Annotated in this window: 19 protein-coding genes; 10 read left to right on the top strand and 9 right to left on the bottom strand. The window is 66.3% G+C overall.

Annotated features, from left to right (window positions below):
* Positions 1-23: 23 nt before the first annotated feature.
* The 3 genes from ACW5DN_RS12755 to ACW5DN_RS12745 all read right to left on the bottom strand — a co-directional run bounded on the left by ACW5DN_RS12755 (position 24) and on the right by ACW5DN_RS12745 (position 2,515).
* A complete protein-coding gene (locus ACW5DN_RS12755; protein WP_456963190.1) occupies positions 24-611 on the bottom strand; it encodes a DUF6630 family protein in 588 nt (195 codons plus the stop codon).
* Positions 608-1,966, bottom strand: coding sequence for an RNA polymerase sigma factor (locus ACW5DN_RS12750; RefSeq protein ID WP_456963189.1), 1,359 nt, complete (start codon positions 1,964-1,966; stop codon positions 608-610). Before ACW5DN_RS12750 ends, ACW5DN_RS12755 begins: the two co-directional genes overlap by 4 nt.
* A 129-nt stretch (positions 1,967-2,095) precedes the next feature.
* Positions 2,096-2,515 (bottom strand): YciI family protein, encoded by a 420-nt coding sequence (locus ACW5DN_RS12745; RefSeq protein WP_456963188.1) that lies wholly within the window; start codon positions 2,513-2,515, stop codon positions 2,096-2,098.
* Between the two features lie 192 nt (positions 2,516-2,707).
* Here ACW5DN_RS12745 and ACW5DN_RS12740 point away from each other — a divergent pair, with 192 nt between their 5' ends.
* Positions 2,708-3,082 (top strand): YciI family protein, encoded by a 375-nt coding sequence (locus ACW5DN_RS12740; RefSeq protein ID WP_456963411.1) that lies wholly within the window; start codon positions 2,708-2,710, stop codon positions 3,080-3,082.
* A gap of 9 nt (positions 3,083-3,091) precedes the next feature.
* On the opposite strand, the gene ACW5DN_RS12735 is transcribed toward ACW5DN_RS12740, so the two are convergent.
* The 3 genes from ACW5DN_RS12735 to ACW5DN_RS12725 all read right to left on the bottom strand — a co-directional run bounded on the left by ACW5DN_RS12735 (position 3,092) and on the right by ACW5DN_RS12725 (position 6,173).
* Positions 3,092-4,291, bottom strand: coding sequence for an HD-GYP domain-containing protein (locus ACW5DN_RS12735; RefSeq protein WP_456963187.1), 1,200 nt, complete (start codon positions 4,289-4,291; stop codon positions 3,092-3,094).
* Positions 4,292-4,374: 83 nt separating this feature from the next.
* Positions 4,375-5,748: an MFS transporter gene (locus ACW5DN_RS12730; protein ID WP_456963186.1), complete on the bottom strand. Its 1,374-nt coding sequence runs from the start codon at positions 5,746-5,748 to the stop codon at positions 4,375-4,377.
* Complete coding sequence (locus tag ACW5DN_RS12725; protein WP_456963185.1) at positions 5,745-6,173, bottom strand: hypothetical protein; 429 nt, start codon at positions 6,171-6,173, stop codon at positions 5,745-5,747. The genes ACW5DN_RS12730 and ACW5DN_RS12725 overlap by 4 nt, the downstream gene beginning before the upstream one ends.
* A 194-nt stretch (positions 6,174-6,367) precedes the next feature.
* On the opposite strand from ACW5DN_RS12725, the gene ACW5DN_RS12720 reads away from it, so the two are divergent.
* The gene (locus ACW5DN_RS12720) at positions 6,368-7,648 is read left to right on the top strand and encodes an MFS transporter (RefSeq protein WP_456963184.1); all 1,281 of its coding nucleotides are present in this window, start codon (positions 6,368-6,370) and stop codon (positions 7,646-7,648) included.
* A gap of 14 nt (positions 7,649-7,662) precedes the next feature.
* Here ACW5DN_RS12720 and ACW5DN_RS12715 read toward each other — a convergent pair whose 3' ends face one another.
* Entirely contained in the window at positions 7,663-8,334 is a 672-nt protein-coding gene (locus ACW5DN_RS12715; RefSeq protein ID WP_456963183.1) for an SDR family oxidoreductase, read from the bottom strand.
* A gap of 167 nt (positions 8,335-8,501) precedes the next feature.
* Between ACW5DN_RS12715 and ACW5DN_RS12710 the strand changes: the two genes are divergently transcribed.
* From ACW5DN_RS12710 to ACW5DN_RS12675, 8 genes are all read left to right on the top strand, one after another.
* Positions 8,502-8,849 (top strand): RidA family protein, encoded by a 348-nt coding sequence (locus ACW5DN_RS12710; RefSeq protein WP_456963182.1) that lies wholly within the window; start codon positions 8,502-8,504, stop codon positions 8,847-8,849.
* A 72-nt stretch (positions 8,850-8,921) separates the two neighbouring features.
* Positions 8,922-9,224 (top strand): hypothetical protein, encoded by a 303-nt coding sequence (locus ACW5DN_RS12705; RefSeq protein WP_456963181.1) that lies wholly within the window; start codon positions 8,922-8,924, stop codon positions 9,222-9,224.
* Between the two features lie 127 nt (positions 9,225-9,351).
* Positions 9,352-11,499 carry a M13 family metallopeptidase gene (locus ACW5DN_RS12700; RefSeq protein WP_456963180.1) on the top strand — a complete coding sequence of 716 codons (2,148 nt, stop codon included), beginning with the start codon at positions 9,352-9,354 and terminating at the stop codon, positions 11,497-11,499.
* 14 nt (positions 11,500-11,513) lie between these two features.
* Positions 11,514-12,542, top strand: a complete 1,029-nt coding sequence (locus ACW5DN_RS12695) for an extracellular catalytic domain type 1 short-chain-length polyhydroxyalkanoate depolymerase (protein ID WP_456963179.1) — start codon at positions 11,514-11,516, stop codon at positions 12,540-12,542.
* Between the two features lie 75 nt (positions 12,543-12,617).
* Positions 12,618-13,019 (top strand): CopL family metal-binding regulatory protein, encoded by a 402-nt coding sequence (locus ACW5DN_RS12690; protein ID WP_456963178.1) that lies wholly within the window; start codon positions 12,618-12,620, stop codon positions 13,017-13,019.
* A 135-nt stretch (positions 13,020-13,154) separates the two neighbouring features.
* Positions 13,155-14,966: a copper resistance system multicopper oxidase gene (locus ACW5DN_RS12685; protein WP_456963177.1), complete on the top strand. Its 1,812-nt coding sequence runs from the start codon at positions 13,155-13,157 to the stop codon at positions 14,964-14,966.
* On the top strand, positions 14,963-16,015 hold the full coding sequence (locus tag ACW5DN_RS12680) for a copper resistance protein B (RefSeq protein ID WP_456963176.1): 1,053 nt from the start codon (positions 14,963-14,965) through the stop codon (positions 16,013-16,015). Before ACW5DN_RS12685 ends, ACW5DN_RS12680 begins: the two co-directional genes overlap by 4 nt.
* Positions 16,016-16,085: 70 nt before the next feature.
* Positions 16,086-16,637: a DUF411 domain-containing protein gene (locus tag ACW5DN_RS12675; RefSeq protein ID WP_456963175.1), complete on the top strand. Its 552-nt coding sequence runs from the start codon at positions 16,086-16,088 to the stop codon at positions 16,635-16,637.
* 5 nt (positions 16,638-16,642) lie between these two features.
* Here ACW5DN_RS12675 and ACW5DN_RS12670 read toward each other — a convergent pair whose 3' ends face one another.
* Together ACW5DN_RS12670 and ACW5DN_RS12665 are read right to left on the bottom strand one after the other, a co-directional pair.
* Positions 16,643-17,134: a hypothetical protein gene (locus tag ACW5DN_RS12670; RefSeq protein WP_456963174.1), complete on the bottom strand. Its 492-nt coding sequence runs from the start codon at positions 17,132-17,134 to the stop codon at positions 16,643-16,645.
* A complete protein-coding gene (locus tag ACW5DN_RS12665) occupies positions 17,131-17,775 on the bottom strand; it encodes a DUF5671 domain-containing protein (RefSeq protein WP_456963173.1) in 645 nt (214 codons plus the stop codon). Before ACW5DN_RS12665 ends, ACW5DN_RS12670 begins: the two co-directional genes overlap by 4 nt.
* Positions 17,776-17,815: the final 40 nt, after the last annotated feature.

Here is a 17,815-nt window from a genome sequence, read left to right as displayed (position 1 = left end):
AACGACGCCGGTCGGCGCAACCATCAGCCAAATGGATCGCTGCCCGGACGCAGTTCGATATCCAGTGCGTGCGCCAGTTCCTGCATCGCCTCGTCGTCGCTGCTCAAGGTGATCCAGCCCGCGTGCATGTCGTCTTCGCCGGACGGCCCGCTGGCGGCATTCCATGTCCACAGGCTGTAGCCGTACTCACGTAGCCGGTCGTAGGCGACCGCCATCAGCGATGGCACGTCGGCGTCGGCCAGGAAGTCCTCGTCACTGGCATCCTCCACGCCCCAGTCGACGCTGAGGTTCCAGCGCGCGGCCAGCTCGGTGATGGTATCGATGAACGACACCGCATCGGCACCATCGACGTAGAACCCGGCCTTCCAGTCGACCACGTCCTTGAGCAGCCAGACCGGCTCGGCCTGGTCCGGGTCGGCCTCGTCCAGCGCTTCGCGGTACTCGGCGAACTGCTGCAAGGCCGCCTCCTCGTCGCCGGGGTTGATCAACAGCAGCAGCTGCCAGACCAGCGTCTCGGGTGTGTCGTCGGCATCCGGATCGATGCCGGCGCTGGCCCGGGAACTGTTGGCGAAGTTGTCGTCGGGGTCGTATTCGGGGTCGTTGGCATTCATTGGAGTGTTCCGCGAGGGGGCCGGGGAATCGTGACACGCCCGGTGGTGGACGCAACGTCATCTGGCTGGTCGCCGCAACCCGGGGGATCCCCGCAAGAGGCCGCGCGCGCCAGCAACAGCACGCGTTCGCGGCGATTGCGAGTGAGCGAAGCGGCACGCTCGAACTGGTGGCGCGCCTCCTCGTGGCGACCGAGTTTCCACAGCAGGTCGCCACGCACTGCCGGAAACAAATGGTAGCGAGCGAGCAGTGGCTCGCTTTCCAGTGCATCGGTCAGGGCCAACCCCGCCGCCGGGCCGTAGGCCATCCCCACTGCCACCGCGCGGTTGAGTTCAACCACCGGCGACGGCGCCACCACGGCGAGTGTTGCGTACAACTCGGCGATGCGTGCCCAGTCGGTGTCAGGCGCGGTCGGTGCCCGCGCATGGCACGCCGCGATGGCGGCCTGTAGCGCATAGACGCCGTGCTCGCCGCCGATTCTTTCGGCGAGCTCCAGCGACGCGAAACCACGGCCGATCGCCAGCCGATCCCAGCGGGCACGGTCCTGCTCCAGCAACACGATCGGCTCACCCGATGGCCCCAGCCGCGCTTTGGCGCGTGAAGCCTGGATCTCCATCAAGGCCAACAAGCCGTGCACTTCTGGCTCACCCGGTGCCAGCCCGACCAGAACCCGGCCCAGCCGCAAGGCCTCGTCGCACAGCGCCGGTCGCATCCAGTCATCGCCGGCGGTCGCCGAATAGCCCTCGTTGAAGATCAGGTAGATGACCCCGAGTACCGATGCCAGGCGTTCGGGCAATTGGTCCTTGCGCGGGACCTCGAACGGCACCTGCTTGGCGGTCAGGGTGCGCTTGGCGCGCACGATGCGCTGGGCGATGGTCGCCTCCGGCAGCAGGAAGGCACGCGCGATCTCATCGGTGCCCAGCCCGCCAAGCAGGCGCAGCGTCAGCGCGACCTGGGCATCGGTGGACACCACCGGGTGGCAGGCCGTGAACACCAGCCGCAGCAGGTCATCGCCAATGTCGTCGTCCAGGCGTCGGTCGCTGTCCGGGCGGTCCATGTCGCGGCCCTCCAACTCGTGGCCGAGCTGCTCATGCTTGCGCTGCTGCAGCTGGTGGCGACGCAGGCGGTCGATAGCGCGGTGCTTCGCGGTCGCCATCAGCCAGGCACCGGGGTTGTCGGGCACACTCGATTCCGGCCAGCGCTCCAGTGCGGCAACCAAGGCGTCCTGCGCCAGCTCCTCGGCTACCCCGATATCGCGCACCATCCGCGCGAGGGCCGCGATGATCCGCGGCGCCTCGATCCGCCAGACTGCCTCAATCGCGCGGTGGGCGTTACGTCGTGGGTCGTGATCGGTCATGACAACCGATCAGAGCACCGCCGCCGCCATGCCACAAGTGCGGACCGCGAACCCACCAGGCCGGACTGGTCAGGAATCGCTATGAAGGATCTCCCGAGAAGGTCGTTGACCGGATTCCTGCAAGCCTGGTTACACCGCCAATCGTTCGCGCAGCCTCTGCTCCTGCTCGCGCAACCCGGGAGTGAACTCGACACCAAAATCTTCCGCCTCGAAGACCTGGCGGATCTCGATCTCGCAAACTCCCTCGTGCGGATTCGGACAGCGCTTGACCCATTCGATCGCCTCCTGCAACGAGCGCACCTGCCACAGCCAGAACCCGGCAACCAGCTCCTTGGTCTCCGCGAACGGCCCATCAACGACCCGCCGCGAAGTGCCAGAAAACCTTACTCGTGCGCCCGTGTTGCTGGGCTGCAAGCCCTCGCCGGCAAGCAGGATGCCCGCCTTCGCCAGTTCCTCGTTGTAGCGGCCCATCTCGGTCAATCGTTGCTCGCTCGGCATGGCGCCGGCCTCGGATTGCCGGGTCGCCTTGACCATCACCATCACTTTCATGTCGTTTTTCCTCGCTCGTGGATGAGGCACCCATTGGAGCCGCGGCTCGGTCACCAGGTGCGCTCTTGCAAATACGACGAACCGGAAGGCGGGGAATCGACAGGAGGGGAAAACTTTAAACTGGAGACCCAGCCACGGCGCACACGCCTGATCTCCGGCATGATGCAGCCGCCTCCCCCACAGGACGAATTCATGCAATTCCTGCTGCTTGTCTACAACGACGACACCGAGCTCGACGCATTGCCCGAGGGCGAGTTCGATACCCGGATGCGCGGCTGTTTCGTCCACGCCGACGCGTTGCGCGCCCGTGGCCAACTGATCGAATCGCAGCAACTCGAGTCCGCCAGGAAGGCCCGGTCGGTGCGTATCCGCAACGGGCGCACCACTGTCGTCGATGGTCCTTTCGCCGAGACCAAGGAAGTCCTGGCAGGCTTCAACCTGATCGAAGCCGACAGCTTGGACGAGGCCGTCCGCATCGCGGCGGAATTCCCTTGGGCACGCACCGGGTGCATCGAAGTTCGCCCGATACGCGACATGGCTGCAGTGCGCCGGCAGGTCGGCGCCTGAGGCTGCGCGCTATGGCCGCAGCAAGGTCCGCTCGCTGCACCACAGCTCGCTCGCGCTGGCGACCAACGCCTGGTATTTGCGTGGCGGCACGGTCTCGGTAATTGCGTACGCCGGCAACGCCGTGTCGCGTTGCGCGGCAAGTGCGGCCAGGGTGCCGTTGGCGTTGATCAGCCGCGCGACCATCGGCTGCGTGGCGCCTTGGCCTCGACGCAGCACCACCCCGACTTCCCGGTTCGCCAGCCGCACCGGGGTTCCCGGCGGAAATACACCGATCTCCCGAACCAGCAGGATTGCCAACCCTTCATCAACGGCCTTGCCACGCTCCAGGAACAGGCTGCGCAGGGCGTGCCGCGCATGCACCGCTTCGCGATAGGCACGTGGGCGCACCATCGCTGAATAGATATCAACAATCGCCAGCTTTCGCGCGCCACGGCTGATCGCATCGCCCGACAGGCGGTTGGGATACCCACTGCCGTCAATGCGCTCGTGGTGCTGCAACACGGCAGCCAGCCAAACCGGATCCTCCACCCCGGCCGCTTGCAACAGCTCGACGCCGGCCTGTGGATGGCCGGCAATCACCAGGCGTTGGTCAACTGACAACTCGGATTCCTGTCGGTTCATGGCGGCGGCAAACGGACCCAGCGCGACGTCATAGCTCAATGCGGCAGCGACAACCGACAAGCTCTCGTCCTCGTCCCAGCCACGCGCGCGCACCAGCAACTCGCACAGGGTCGCCGCATGCAACAGCCGCGCCACGTGGCCGTCATCGCCGACTTCCAGTTGCATCGCCGCCAGAGCCGCGTCGGCGTCGCGCGCGACCAGGCCGCGCAGGCGCCGAGCAATCTCAAACAACTGCTCGCCCAAAGCGTCGCCTTCACGCATTGCCAAGTGCCGGTGCAGCACTTTCAGCTCATGGCGCAGCACTTGCATTTCGCGGAACACGGGAGGCTCCGGCTCGGCCGGGGGGCCCACCGGCGCAATCTCGTCGAGTTGCAACGCCTCATCGGCCTGGTCGGCGGCGTGATCGAACTCCGCCACCAGCACGCCTGCGCTGGTCTCGGTGTCGGGCACCAACATGCCGCGCTCCAACACCACATCCAACTGGTCCGGGCTTGCCAGCACCATTCCCTGCACGAACAACAGCTTGCCCTCGCGGTCGTATACCGACCACGCCAATGGCGAACCAAGCTCCACTTCATCTGCAACCACCGGACGCACGTGCACCCCCAACGGCCCGCCGGATCGCCGGGCTTCGGTACGTTATCGGTCGTCTTGGCCGGAGCTTTAACTTCCTAACTTCCGCTCGGCGCAAGGGTTGCTGGCCGCACGCGGGCCGCCAGCAACAATCCGAGCACGGCCAGGCTGCCGGTTATCGCAAATCCCGACAGATACGCCGCAATCGGTGAACGTGCCAGCAAGGCGGCGAACAGGGATCCGCCCACGGCCAACATGGTGGCGGTGAACAAGGCGTCGCACAGTTGCAACGCCGAGGCATTGGCGCCCTGTCGCTCCGGCGGCGACAGTTCCAGCGTCAGTATCGACAGGCTGGGATACACCGTGCCCATGCCCAGCCCGGCAACCACCCAGCCGGCCATCGCGACCTGGAGCGGCACCGTCGGCATCACGGCCAGTGCGACGCAAGCCACGCCCAGTGCGATCAACCCCATGCCGGCCTGCAACAGGCGCGCCGGCGAAGGATCGATCAGCCGCCCCCGATTCCACGAACCCAGCGACCAGCCAATCGCGCCGATGGTCAATGCCAACCCGGCCCAGGTCGGCGACAAGCCGCGCTCGCGGGTCAGCAATAACGGCAGGAATATCTCGGTGCCAAAGAAGGCCGCCGAGGCAATCCCGCGCAAGGCGATGACGGACGGAAGCCCGCGGCCGGCGCGCAAGGTCCCGGCGGGGAGCAGCTTGACCATGCTGGCCAGCAACCCGACACCGGCAGCACCCAACAAGACGATCGCCAGCCAGTCACGTCGTTGGCCGGCGTAGTGCAGCAGCAACGCGCTGACCGCCGCGACCACCGCCCAGGCGATCCGCTGCCGGTTGCCGCTGGCGTCAGTGGACGTCTGCTGCGGCAAAGGACCCATCCCACGCAGTGCCGGCAACACCATGGCCGCGGCCAGTGCGGCAACAAACGGGACCAGCAGGAATACCCAGCGCCAACCCAGGTGCTCGACTATCAGGCCGCTGATGGTCGGCCCGATGATCGCCGGCAACACCCATGCGGCAGCAAACGCGGCGAAGATCGGCGCGCGCATTTGCGGTGGATAGGCCCGTCCCACCACCACGTACAGGGCGACCGACATCAGCCCGCCGCCAAAGCCCTGGATCACCCGCCCCACCAACAGCACCCACATCGTCGGCGCCAGGCCAGCGATCACCAGGCCGATGCCAAACCACACGATGCCGTGTTTGAGCGGCGCGCGCGGGCCACTGCGATCTGCCCAGGGGCCGCTGGCAACCATCCCGACCACCGCCGCGGCCAGCGTGCCGGCAAAGGCCATCGCGTACAGTGACAAGCCATCCAGCGCGTGTGCCACCACCGGCATTGCGGTGGCCACGGCCAGCGCCTCGAACGCATAAAGCGCGACCAGCGATACCGCGCCCAGCGTCAGCGCCCGATAGCGCGGGGCAAACAACCGCTCCGGAGCTGTCGTCACCGGCCGCCGGCGTGCGTAGCGGCTCCACGGAATGCGGTGTCGGCAGGGAACTGGGCGCGCGCAGGCAGCGAGGACGGGACGACCGTATTCGGCGCCTTCGGCGTCGACTGATCCATCGCCTCGGCAGCGCCACGCTGTGCGGCCTTATGCGGGATCCGCCACAGCTCGGCGGGATCGTAATACGACGACCCTCGGGTCCAGCGCGAATTCCCCGATTTGCCCTCTTCGGCAATTTCCAGACGACTGTCACCGCGAGTGGCGTGGAGCGGTGTCCACAAGCCTTCCGTCGCGTTGGCGGACAAACACACGAAGTAGGTTTGCGCATCGACGGCATTGGCCGGCTCAACGGTGTGGCTCGCGCCAAACTTGAGCAGGGTTTCCGGAAACATGTGGAGTGCCAGTCCGGGGGAGTGGATATGGGCCATGGTGCTGGATCCTGGTAACAAGGCGATCGTCGGATCGCGGGGGCTCGTGGCACGCACCGCTCGTAAGGGTCGTGGTCGACAACCGATGGTAATGGTTCCGTTCCCGCTCGGCACACTCCGCACAATCACTGCCTGCTGGCGCTCCTATAATGGCGGGCTCGACGGCACGGCCGCCCTCGCCCTTGCAGGCGCCCATGACTCCCCCTACCCCGCGCGAGCACGCACCTGACGTTCGCCTGCCGCTATGGCGCGGTCGCGGCCTGATACTGCTCGGCATCGCGCTGTCGGCGCTGAACTTGCGCACCGCCGTCACCTCGCTGACCCCGCTGCTGGACAGCCTGGGCCAGACGCTGGATTTCGGCCCGACCATGACCGGGGTGTTCGGCATCGTGCCCACCGCGGCGTTTGCGGTGTTCGGCGTCGCCACCCCGGCCATCGCCCACCGTCTGGGTCTGGAGCGCACCGCCTTGCTGGCGATGCTGCTTGCCGCAGTCGGTTTGCTGGCACGTGGTTTTGTCGGCGGGACCGGTCAATTGCTGCTGACATCGGCGGTCGCACTGTCGGGCATGGGCATCGGCAACGTGGTGTTGCCGCCGCTGGTCAAGCGCTACTTCGCTGATCGGGTCGGCGGCGTCAGCGCGATGTACATCACGATGTTGCAGATGGGCACCATCCTGCCTGCGCTGGCCGCGGTACCGGTCGCCAATGCGCTGGGTTGGCGCGTGTCGCTGGGCGCGTGGTCACTGGTGGCGGTTGCCGCGGCATTACCCTGGGCGATAACCCTGTACCAGGAGCGTCACGGCCGTTCCACCAACGCGCAGGCGCTGGCATTGCTCCACGACCGCGCCGTCACGGCGGACGATGCGGCGCCGGAACTCGCCGCTCCCCCGGTGTCCGGCCGTGTCTGGCGGTCACCGGTGGCATGGGGAATGGCATTGATGTTCGGCATGACGTCGCTCAACAGCTATTCGATATTCACCTGGCTACCGGCCGTGCTGGTGGATGCCGGCGGCAGTCCGTTACTGGGCGGCACGATGGTCGGGCTGTACTCCGCGTTCGGGCTGGTCAGCGGCTTCCTGATGCCGGTCGTCGCAGTGCGGGTGAAAAATCCGTTCCCGATCGTGATCCTGTGCTGCCTGTTGCACCTGTCCGCGTTCCTCGGACTGCTGCTGGCGCCGATGACCTTGACCCTGCTGTGGGTTGCACTGCTGGGACTGGGCCCCAGCACGTTCCCGCTCGCGTTGACACTGATCAACCTGCGCACCCGCACTCCGGCCGGCTCGGCCGCGTTGTCGGGCTTCACCCAGGGCGTAGGCTACGCGCTGAGCTGCGCCGGCCCGTTCCTGTTCGGCCTGCTACGCGGCTGGTCCGGTGGCTGGCTGTGGCCATTCGCGTTTCTGAGCGCAAGCCTGCTGCTGCTGGCCGCAGGCGGCTATCTGGCGTGCAAGCCACGAATGCTGGAAGACAGCTGGTAGACGCGGCAAACCCATCACCAGGGCAGTTCACTGCCGTTGGCGTGCCAGAACGTGCCGGTCTGCTCCAGACCGAGCGTGTCCAGCCGTTCGACCAACTGCCCGGCCGCATGCTCCGGGCTGACCTCACCACTGCCGCCCACCATCTCGGTGGCGACGAAGCCCGGATGCAGCAGGAACACGGCGATGCCGCGCGACGCAAGGTCCACTGCCAGGGATTTGCCGATCGCGTTGACCGCCGACTTGGACGCGCGATAGCCGTAGCGACCGCCCGAGCCGTTATCGGCCACCGAGCCCATGCGGCTGGTCATGATGCCGATCTTCGCGCCTTCGCCCAGATGGCCCAGCAACGCCTGCGCTACCCGCAACGGCCCCATCGCATTGACCTCGAACTGGCGGCGCATGTCTTCCCATCCGGCCGCGTCGATGTCGCCCAGTACCTCGCGGGTCATGATGCCGGCGTTGAGCACCAGCACGTCGATGCGCGTGTCGCCCAGTCGCTGCGCCAGTGCGGCGAGGGCCGCATCATCGGTCACATCGACCCCGGCCTCGACCTGCGCACCGGTCGCCTGCAGCGCATCGCTGGCCTGGCGGCAGGCCGCAATCACGCGATCGCCGCGGGCGGTGTAATGACGGGCGAACGCAAGACCGATGCCGCGATTGGCGCCGGTGACAAGGACGGTTTTCATGTCGGACTCCGTGACTGTGATGTCCCAGTCATGGCGTCGCCAGCGCCGACAATCAAGGTGCTTGGCCAATCGCGCACTGTCGCGCACCCCTTATCCGTATTGACGCGTGTAGCGAGCACGCCTCAATCCAGTAACAATGACGCGATACCCCCACAGGAAGCCGCTCCATGATCCAGCGTTTCGATACCGGTCCCCGCATGTCCAAAATGATCATCCACAACGGCGTGGCCTATCTCGCCGGGCAGGTGCCCAAGGACGCCAGCGCCGACATCGCCGGTCAGACCGGGCAGGTGCTGCAGGCCATCGATGATCTGTTGCAGCAGGCTGCGACCGACAAGGCGCACATCCTGCGTGCGGACATCTTCCTGGCCGACATGGCCGATTTCGATGCCATGAACGAATCCTGGGAAAAGTGGGTACCGCAAGGCGCTACGCCGGCGCGTGCCACGGTGCAAGCCGGGCTCGCCAGGCCGAACCTGAAAATCGAGATCGTGATCATCGCTGCGGTGCCGTGATCAGGCGGGTCCACACTGTCATCATTCACGGCCGCGTCGCCGTCGCGCCGCCACCAACCCAGGGCAACTCCAATGGCCATGTCGGAAAGTGATATCCAGGCAGGCTGGATCTACCAGACCAGCCATCAGCAGCAGCGATTGGTGCTGGGCTGGGATCGTGACGGTCGCGTCGTCTACTGCTCCAAGGGCAAGGACGCGGACGCGCCGTTCCAGAACTGCCACGTGCGTATCACCACCCGGAAGTTCGCCCAGCGCGCCATTGGAAAGTTGCGCCAGGTCGACGATGTGCAGCCCTATATCGTGGCCAACAAGGCGACCACCGTCGTGGTGCCACCCGTGCGCCGACGCCCCGGCAGCGTCAACCCGGGCGTGTGAACAGGCGTTCGCCGCCCCAGCGATAGCCCCTGGCCGCAGCCGACGGTCGGCGCAATGGCTTGTGCACTTTGCGTCCAGCCCTCGTCGACCCTAGGCTGGCAGGAATCCCCCAGCCGGTTTGCCTGCCATGTCCTACCAGCCCACTTCCACGTCGCTCTCGTTGGCCCTGTCCGCACTGTTTGCCCTCGGCCTGCCCGGCTGCTCGGTCGAGCAACCGGCAACCGACGCCACGGCAGACGCTGCCAACACGGATACCGCGGGTGCCGGGGCAGCCGCCCAGACCGATGCCAAGGCCCCGGTGTTGGGCAGCTTCGGCTTTGATATCGCCGGCATGGACCGCGAGGTCGCGCCGGGCGACGACTTCTTCGAGTTCGCCAACGGGACCTGGGTCGACACCACCGAAATCCCGGCCGACCGTTCCAGCTTCAACAGCTTCACCCGCATCCTGATCAACAACGAGAAGAACGTCCGCAAGATCATCGAGGACGCCGCCGCCGACACCGCGGCCACGGGCGAAACCCGCAAGATCGGCGACACCTACACCGCGTTCATGGACCAGGCCGGAATCGAGGCCAAGGGCGTCTCGGCGATCCAGCCCCGGTTGGACGCGATCGCCGCGATCAGCGACAAGCCTGCGCTTGCGACCGAACTGGGCAACCAGCTGCGCGCCGATGTCGACCTGCTCAACGCCACCGATTACTACACCGACCGGCTGTTCGGCCTTTGGGTCTCGCAGGATATCCACCAGCCCGATCGCAACGCGCCCTACCTGGTACAAGGCGGACTGGGCATGCCCGACCGCAGCTTCTACCTGGGCGATGGCCGCATGATCGAGCTGCGCAAGGCGTACCAGGCGCACGTCGCCAAGGCGCTGGAGCTCGCCGGGATTGATGAGGCCGCGGCCAAGGCCGAACGCATAGTTGCACTAGAAACCGCGATCGCCCGCGTGCACGCCACCCAGGAGCAGACCAACGACGTCGAGGCCGGCGCCAATGCCTGGACCGCTGCCGACTTCGCTGCCAAGGCGCCAGGTCTGGACTGGGGGGCGTTCCTGCAGGCCGCCGACCTAGGCGAACAAGCCGACTTCATCGTCTGGCAGCCGGACGCGGTTGCCGGCATCTCGGCGCTGGTCGCCTCGCAGCCGCTGGACACCTGGAAGGACTACCTCGTGTTCCATGCGCTTGACCGGAATGCCGCCTACCTGCCCAAGGCCTTCGGCGACGCCCATTTCGCGTTCCATGGCAAGACCCTCAACGGCACGCCGGAGCAACGCGAGCGCTGGAAGCGCGGCGTCAGCGCCACCAACAACGCGCTCGGCGAGGCGGTCGGCAAGCAGTATGTCGAACGCCATGTCAGCGCCGCGACCAAGACCCGCGCCGAAGCAATGGTGGCCAACATCATCGCCGCGTTCGGCAAGCGCATCGATGCACTGGAGTGGATGAGCCCGCAGACCAAGGCCGAAGCCCGCGCCAAGGTCGCCGGCCTCACTGTCGCGGTCGGCTACCCGGACACCTGGCGCGACTACAGCGCCCTGGAAGTGAAGCCCGACGACGCGCTGGGCAACGCACGACGCGCGGCCCGGTTCGAGTATCAACGCAACCTGGCCAAACTCGGCCAAGCGGTCAACCACGACGAGTGGTACATGCTGCCGCAGACGGTCAATGCGCTGAACGTGCCGCTGGAAAACCGGCTGATCTTTCCGGCCGCGATCCTGCAGCCGCCGTTCTTTGATCCCAATGCCGACGACGCGGTCAACTACGGCGCAATCGGCGCGGTCATCGGCCATGAGATCAGCCACAGCTTCGACAACCTTGGCGCGCTGTTCGACAAGGACGGCAAGCTGCACAACTGGTGGACACCGGACGACCTGGCCCGCTTCGACGCCGCCGGGCAGGCACTGGCGAAGCAGTTCAGCCAGTACCAGGCGTTCGACGATCTGTCGGTCAATGGCAAGCTGACCCTGGGCGAGAACATCGCCGATGTCGCCGGCCTGGCCACCGCCTACGACGCTTACCACCTGTCACTGGATGGCAAGCCGCCGCAGACGCTGGAAGGCTTCAGCCCCGACCAGCGCTTCTTCCTCGGCTTCGCGCAGGCCTGGCGCGGCAAGTACCGCGAGCCGGCGTTGCGCAACGCCATCCTCACCGACGTCCACGCCCCCGGCCGCTTCCGCACCCAGACCGTGCGCAACCTCGATGCGTGGTACCCGGCATTCGAGGTCAAACCAGACCAGGCGCTGTACCTGGCGCCGCAGAACCGGGTGAAGATCTGGTGATCGGAAGAAACCAGATGAACTTCGCCAGGAAACTGCTTGCCCGTTTCAAGGGCAATGCGCGTGCGGCCTTCGTCGCCGGGCACGCTGCCCAGGCTTCCCGCGCCGGCAGCGTCGAGCCAGCCGCCGCCCACGCATCGGTCACCCCCGAGCTGGCAGGGACATTCACCAGCCACTCGTTCACCAACGACGCCGGCACCCTGGACTACAAGTTGTACGTCCCCGGCGGTCACCCCGGCGCGAATGGTCCACCGGTGCCGCTGGTGGTGATGCTGCATGGCTGCACCCAATCGCCCGAGGATTTTGCGGCAGGCACACAGATGAACCGGCTCGCCGGCGTGCATGGCTTCCTGGTCGCCTACCCCGAGCAGCCAGCCACGGCGAACATGAACCGGTGCTGGAACTGGTTCCAGCCCGAGCACCAGAAATACGGTCACGGCGAACCATCGCTGATTGCCGGCATCACCGAACAGGTCGCCTCGAACCATCGCGTCGACCCCGAGCGTATCTTCGTCACAGGCCTGTCCGCGGGCGGCGCGATGGCCGTGATCCTGGGCGAGTGCTATCCCGACGTCTTCGCCGCAGTTGGCGTGCATTCCGGCCTGGCGTTCGGCGCCGCCGATGGCCTGATGTCCGCGCTGTCTGCGATGAAGTCCGGTGCCCGCGGTTCGCGCAGCGGCTCAGCCGTGCAACGCGATGCGCACCGACCGGTACCGACGATCGTGTTCCAGGGCGACGCCGACCATACCGTGGCCCCGAGCAATGCCGAGCTGATCGTCAGCGACGCGACCGCATCCGCCATCGAGCCACTGACCGCGACCACCGAGAAAGCCCAGGTGCCCAATGGGCGTTCCTACACCCGCGAGGTGTTCAGCGATCCCGCCGGGCATCCACAGGTCGAGTACTGGCGCATACACGACGCAGACCATGCATGGAGTGGCGGCAGCCCGCAGGGCAGCTATACCGATCCCGCCGGGCCGGATGCCTCGGCGGAGATGGTGCGGTTCTTCCTCCAGCACGCGGTTGCTGATGGTTCAAGGAAATGACACCGGCGCGGCCGTCGACCGGCGGTTCATGAAATGCCCAGCAATGCCCGCGTGTTCTGGTTAAAGTAGCCGACCATGTCATCCCGCCTGCTACTGCGTGTCCTGCTCTGCATCGCCCTGATCCTCAATGGATCGGGACTTGCGGTGGCGGCGACACAGATGCAGGTGCAGCATGCGGCCACGGTCGCTTCGACGACGCCGGATTCAGCGTCCACTCCGGACGAGCACACGACCTGCGCGGAGCATTCGGCACCGGCAACTGCTGCGACCGAGGCACCGCTTGGAGACCATCCCGCCGCGGCGGACTGCTGCGAAGGTACGGCATGCGATGTCGCCTGCCCGGCAGGGTTGCTGGCGACGCTGACGGTACCGGTGCAGGAATGGCGAATGGCGCCGCACGTCCTGGCAGCCCGGCCGGCCCTGGCCGACCATCCGGCCCCCGCGCTTCACGACCGGTACCGACCTCCGATCCGTTGAGTCCGGGTGCCGTTGTCCGGCGCCCGCTTCTGCCTGCCTGACGACGCGCCATCTATCGATGCCGACGCGGCAGATGCCGAAATGTTCCGCCCTCCAGGCGGAGCTCCGACTTCCCCGAATTCACGGAGTGTTTCCATGTCCACCGATTCTTCCGGGCTCCCCCCGGCGGCGCCCTCCCGACGTCGTTTTGTCACCGGCCTGGCCGCTGGCGGCCTCGCTGCCGGCATGGGGCTTTGGCGCTTGCCGGCGCTTGCCGCCAGCGGCGCTGCCCAGACCCTGCAGACCCTGAGCGGCACCGACTTCGACCTGTCCATTGGCGGCTCAATGGTCGATTTCACCGGCCGTGCCCGCCCGGCCGTCACCGTCAATGGCACGTTGCCGGCGCCGCTGCTGCGCTGGCGCGAAGGCGACACCGTGACCGTGCGCGTGGCCAACCGCCTGCGCGATTCGTATTCGTCCATCCACTGGCACGGCATCCTGCTGCCGGCCAACATGGACGGCGTGCCCGGTCTGAGCTTTGACGGCATCGCTCCGGGCGAAACGTTCACCTACCAGTTTCAATTGCAGCAGTCCGGCACCTACTGGTACCACAGCCACTCGATGTTCCAGGAGCAGGCCGGGCTGTACGGCCCGATCATCGTCGAACCGCGCGCACCGGCGCCTTACCACTACGACCGCGAGCACGTGGTGCTGCTGTCGGACTGGACCGACATGGATCCGACCGCGCTGTTCCGGCGCATGAAGAAGAACGCCAGCTACGACAACTACTACCAGCCCACCGTCGGCGACTTCGTGCGTGATGCGCGCAGTGAAGGTCTGTCCGCCACGCTGCGGGACCGGATGATGTGGGACCAGATGCGGATGACGCCGTCCGACATTTCCGACATCAACGGCCACACCTACACCTTCCTGATGAACGGCACCGCGCCAGCCGGCAACTGGACCGGCCTGTTCCGCCCCGGCGAAAAACTCCTGCTGCGCTTCATCAACGGCTCGGCGATGACCTATTTCGACGTGCGCATCCCGGGCCTGAAGATGACCGTGGTCGCCGCCGACGGGCAGTACATCCACCCCGTCACCGTCGACGAATTCCGCATCGCGGTGGCCGAGACCTTCGACGTGCTGGTCGAGCCATCGGGGGCGGATGCCTTTGCGATCTTCGCCCAGGACATGGGCCGTACCGGCTACGCGCGCGGCACCCTCGCAGTGCGCCAAGGCCTGCAACCACCGGTGCCGCCCCTCGACCCGCGCCCGCTGCTGACCATGGACGACATGGGACACGGCGGCATGGACCACGGCAGCATGGGTCACGGAAGCACGGGTGATGCCGACACGGGACATGCGCCCATCGATCATGCGGCCATGGGACACGCCGGCCATGACATGCAGGCGATGTCCGGCATGGACCACTCGGCAGGCGGCATGCAGCAACACCCCGCCAGTGAAACCGGCAACCCGCTGGTCGACATGCAGGCGATGTCGCTGGCACCGAAACTGGACGACCCCGGCATCGGACTGCGCGACAACGGCCGCACGGTACTGACCTACGGCGCGATGAAGAGCCTGTTCGAAGACCCGGACGGCCGCGAGCCCAGCCGTGAGGTCGAACTGCACCTGACCGGCCACATGGAGAAGTTCGCCTGGTCGTTCAACGGCCAGAAATTCGCCGATGTCGAACCGCTCCGCCTCAACTACGGCGAGCGCATGCGCATCGTGCTGGTCAACGACACCATGATGAGCCACCCGATCCACCTGCACGGCATGTGGAGCGACCTGGAGGACGAGAACGGCGACTTCCATCTGCGCAAGCACACCGTCGATATCGCGCCTGGCACCAAGCGCAGCTATCGCGTCCGCGCCGACGCCCTGGGCCGCTGGGCCTTCCACTGCCACCTGCTGTACCACATGGAAGCGGGAATGATGCGCGAAGTGAGGGTCGAGGAATGAGCCGTTCTCTTTTCCCCGCCACCACGGTGATGGCGCTCGCGCTGGGCTTGGCTCTGCATGGCACTGCCGTTGCCCAGGATCATCACGACCACGCCGAGCCGACGCCGGTTGACCATTCGGCAATGAACCACGGCGACGATGCCAGTCAAAAGGACATCGACCACGCGGCCATGGATCATGCCGCGATGGGGCATGGCAGCACGGATCAATCCCCACATCACCCGGCCACTGCATCACCTGCCAAGACTTCCGACCACTCGGGCATGGACCATGGCGCGATGGACCACTCGACCATGGATCACGCCGCGATGGGGCATGGCGCGCCGCCGCGCACGGAGCCGGTCACGCCGATTCCCACCGTGACCGATGCCGACCGTGCGGCCGCATTCCCGGTGCTGACGCTGCCGATGGCACACGCGCCCGAGATCAACCGATACGTGGCGTTCAATCGCCTGGAAGCCTGGGATGTCCAGCCAGGCACGGGACAACTCTGGGAAGCTCAGGCCTGGGTGGGCAGCGATCTCAACCGGCTGTGGCTGCGCACCGAGGGCGAGCGCATCGGCGGCAAGACCGAAGCGGCCGAACTGGAAGCCTTCTACGGACGCAGCGTGTCGACCTGGTGGGACGTCCTGGCAGGCATCAAGCACGATTTCAACCCGGGTGGCTCGCAGACCTGGGCGGCCTTCGGCGTGCAGGGCCTGGCACCCTACAAGTTCGAGGTTTCGGCCACCGCCTACGTCGGCGAGTCGGGCCAGACGGCGGCCAACGTGGAGGTCGAGTACGAGTTGCTGCTGACCAACCGGCTGATTCTCCAGCCGCTGGTCGAGGTAACGGCCTTCGGCAAGGATGACCCGGCACGAGGAACCGGCTCCGGGTTGAGCTCTGTGGAAGCCGGTATACGCCTGCGTTACGAGATCGACCGGAAATTCGCCCCGTATATCGGCGTGGTCCACGAACGCGCGTTCGGCAACACCGCGGACTTCCGTCGCAGCGAGGGCGAGGACACCCGCGATACCCACCTGGTCGCAGGAGTGCGGATCTGGTTCTAGCCGCGGCGAACAGCCACTGCAGTCTCCATCCACGAGCCTTCACCTATCCCGATACAAGTGAGAAACACGCATGAAACGCAACCAACTCGTATTGACCATCATCGCGCTAGCCTCTGCGCATGCTCTCACCGCATGCGCGCAAGCGCCCGACAACAACACTGCGCCGGCATCGCCGTCGACACTGTTCGCCCACTCCGCATCGGACGTCTCCGCGCAAAGTCCGGTGCCCGCCCAGTCCGCCCTGCCGTTGATGGTCGTCAGCAAGAGCCCCAATTGCGGCTGTTGCCAGTTGTGGGTGGAGCACATGGAACACGCCGGCTTCACGGTCCAGGTCGTGAATACCCATAACGTGAATGCGATCAAGGAGCGGGTGGGCGTTCCGTATGGCAAGGGCTCCTGCCATACCGCGGAAGTGGACGGCTATTTCGTCGAAGGCCATGTCCCGGCGGATGACATCAAGCGCCTGCTGACGGAGCGGCCGGCAGGCAAGGGGCTGGTCGTGCCGGGCATGCCGGCCGGCTCACCGGGAATGGAACTGCCCGATGGCCGCGTCCAGCCCTATGTCGTCGAACTCGTCGCCCACGACGGCAGCACGTCCGCGTTCGCCCACCACGCGGATTGACACGCTCAGTCGATTGCAGCGCGCTGCGTCGGCGATCCCTGGCCGGAGTCCGCCGCAGGCTCGTGCTTGCGGTCGAAGCAATGGCGACCGGCGGCGTGGTTCCACTCGACCCCGCTCCGCGGTTGGCCCCCTGCGGTGCGGGCGGTGTCGGTGCTGAAGTTCGCGCACAAACGATAGGCGTGCTCGCCGGTAACCTGGTAGTCGTACGTCGCGCCGTCTACCGGATCGCGCGGGATCTGCTGTCCCGGCAGGCTTGCCAGGGTGGCGATATCCGGTGGCAGTGCGTCGTGCTGCCGTGCATACAGATCCACCAACTGGACGATTTGCTGCAGGTCTTGCACCCGCTTGTTGTCCAGGGTGACCTCGCGCTGCGCCGAGGGTGAGCGCATCAGCGTGATCGCCGCCCCCACAGTCAGCACAACGACGACGGTGGCGACGATCGCCAACCAGCGACCCGCCCGCGGCTGCCCGCTACCCACTTGCCGGCCCTCACTCATGACGGCTTCTCCTCGCGACGCAGGTCCAGCAGGTAATAGCCGAAGATCGTGCCGGAAATCGCTCCCACCACCAGCACCTTGAGCACGAAGCGCACCGACAGCTCTCCGCTCAGCAGGCTGTAGACCAGGGTGATCAGGTCGCCGATCAATATGCCGGCCGCGAGGAACAAGGTCAGATAGGTCAGCCAGCGACGCACCAGCGACTGCCGGTCGACCGGACTGCGCGCCAGCTCCTTGCCCAGGTGGCGCGCGACAAACAGGAACACCGGGAATGCGATCACCAGCGATGCCACCGACCAGCGCATGGACTGGTCGATCTGGCGAACCGCGTAGCCCGAATCGGCCGGATCCGGGAACGCCCGGTTGATGAAGTCGAACAACAGTCCGCCCAGGTGATATGCCGACACGTACAGCGTCGCGAACAAGACCAGGTAGAGGAACGCCTCACGCGCTGAGAGATACGGCCGCGGCCGTGGTACCGGCACCGGAAACTCGACATCGGCATACGCGGCCAATGCGCTGTGCGACTGCTCCGGTGGCCAACCGGCCGAGGTGAGGGCGGTCTCGATCGCATCCCTGGACACCCCCTTGGCGAGGGCGTCGCGTACGAACAGCTCCAGATCGTGCGTTGCGTTGGCCAAGCTGATCTCCTAGGTTCAGTGGTGTCCAGTCGTGCAAGCT

The sequence above is a fragment of the Lysobacter sp. A289 genome (assembly GCF_054072675.1).
Note: the sequence above shows the minus strand (reverse complement) of the source record. Positions and strands in the feature narration are given on the sequence as shown.

Coding starts and splice junctions, on each gene's coding strand:
- ACW5DN_RS12755 (WP_456963190.1), bottom strand. CDS start 611: ATGAATGCCAACGACCCCGAATACGACCCCGACGACAACTTCGCCAAC.
- ACW5DN_RS12750 (WP_456963189.1), bottom strand. CDS start 1,966: ATGACCGATCACGACCCACGACGTAACGCCCACCGCGCGATTGAGGCA.
- ACW5DN_RS12745 (WP_456963188.1), bottom strand. CDS start 2,515: ATGAAAGTGATGGTGATGGTCAAGGCGACCCGGCAATCCGAGGCCGGC.
- ACW5DN_RS12740 (WP_456963411.1), top strand. CDS start 2,708: ATGCAATTCCTGCTGCTTGTCTACAACGACGACACCGAGCTCGACGCA.
- ACW5DN_RS12725 (WP_456963185.1), bottom strand. CDS start 6,173: ATGGCCCATATCCACTCCCCCGGACTGGCACTCCACATGTTTCCGGAA.
- ACW5DN_RS12720 (WP_456963184.1), top strand. CDS start 6,368: ATGACTCCCCCTACCCCGCGCGAGCACGCACCTGACGTTCGCCTGCCG.
- ACW5DN_RS12715 (WP_456963183.1), bottom strand. CDS start 8,334: ATGAAAACCGTCCTTGTCACCGGCGCCAATCGCGGCATCGGTCTTGCG.
- ACW5DN_RS12710 (WP_456963182.1), top strand. CDS start 8,502: ATGATCCAGCGTTTCGATACCGGTCCCCGCATGTCCAAAATGATCATC.
- ACW5DN_RS12705 (WP_456963181.1), top strand. CDS start 8,922: ATGGCCATGTCGGAAAGTGATATCCAGGCAGGCTGGATCTACCAGACC.
- ACW5DN_RS12700 (WP_456963180.1), top strand. CDS start 9,352: ATGTCCTACCAGCCCACTTCCACGTCGCTCTCGTTGGCCCTGTCCGCA.
- ACW5DN_RS12695 (WP_456963179.1), top strand. CDS start 11,514: ATGAACTTCGCCAGGAAACTGCTTGCCCGTTTCAAGGGCAATGCGCGT.
- ACW5DN_RS12690 (WP_456963178.1), top strand. CDS start 12,618: ATGTCATCCCGCCTGCTACTGCGTGTCCTGCTCTGCATCGCCCTGATC.
- ACW5DN_RS12685 (WP_456963177.1), top strand. CDS start 13,155: ATGTCCACCGATTCTTCCGGGCTCCCCCCGGCGGCGCCCTCCCGACGT.
- ACW5DN_RS12680 (WP_456963176.1), top strand. CDS start 14,963: ATGAGCCGTTCTCTTTTCCCCGCCACCACGGTGATGGCGCTCGCGCTG.
- ACW5DN_RS12675 (WP_456963175.1), top strand. CDS start 16,086: ATGAAACGCAACCAACTCGTATTGACCATCATCGCGCTAGCCTCTGCG.
- ACW5DN_RS12670 (WP_456963174.1), bottom strand. CDS start 17,134: ATGAGTGAGGGCCGGCAAGTGGGTAGCGGGCAGCCGCGGGCGGGTCGC.